Origin of the sequence: Campylobacter sp. MIT 21-1684 (genome assembly GCF_026241315.1) — a bacterium.
Taxonomy (GTDB): Bacteria; Campylobacterota; Campylobacteria; order Campylobacterales; family Campylobacteraceae; genus Campylobacter_D.
The window spans coordinates 1-853 of sequence record NZ_JAPHNA010000058.1 but is presented as its reverse complement, the minus strand read 5'-3'; the positions used below and the strand labels follow the sequence as shown (position 1 = coordinate 853).

Annotated in this window: 1 protein-coding gene and 1 pseudogene; both read right to left on the bottom strand. The window is 31.7% G+C overall.

What is annotated here, in order from left to right:
• Positions 1-447, bottom strand: a pseudogene (locus tag OQH62_RS08535) (hypothetical protein); the annotation flags it as partial.
• 9 nt (positions 448-456) lie between these two features.
• A partial coding sequence (locus OQH62_RS08530; RefSeq protein ID WP_323053660.1) for an ABC transporter substrate-binding protein occupies positions 457-853 on the bottom strand: 397 nt, incomplete at its 5' end.

Here is an 853-nt window from a genome sequence, read left to right as displayed (position 1 = left end):
GATAAGTTTTTGATTCTTTGTTTCAATAGGAAAGTACTGTGCTAAATTCTCAAGCCAATACGCTAAAGTTTTTTTGGAATTGTAGTTGTCGATATTAATGCTTAAACTCAAACTTTCTTTTCCAACTTTGCTAAGCTTTTGGCAAAGAAATTCCTCAGCCTTATGGCAAATGTATAAAGAAGCATTGAGTTGTAAAAGTTCTTCAATGTTATCTGTGTTGCCATTTGAACCAATTTTTACCTCTTTGATTTCTGGGAAAAAATCTTTCATAATTGAATTCTCAATGGAATTAATCGAAGCTTTAGGCATAGCAATAATTTTTGCATCAGTCCATACTTTCAACAATGGAGGCATAGGCCACATTCCACCTATAACAGCCACTGTTTTGATCTCTTGAGCAAAAAAGATTTGCGTTGATACAAAAAACAAGAAAAAAGTTTTTTTCATTGAATGTCCTTAGAGTCTTCCTGCATTTGAATCAGGATTAAAAATCATTTCAAGTTGCTTTTCATTCAAATCAAGTCTATAGAAATTCTTAAAATGTTTTTTATACTCTTCTTTGACATCAAGATTTGCAAAAAGTTCTGGATGGTTGTGTTTGGCAAGAAAAAGTAAAAATGGTGCAAGATCAAGGCTAGGTGCAAAAGGACGATAAGTCGCTAATGGCAACTTATACACTCTTTTTTGTTTCACAGCTTTTAACCTTTGCCATTCCTTGCTGTTAAAAAAATCTTGAGGTTGTAAAGGATTAAAATTACTAATATAAATTATGTCAGGATTAACCCTATAAACTTCTTCTAAAGTAATACTTGCTCTATTGTTATGAATCTTTTGAAGCTCTAAAACATCATCT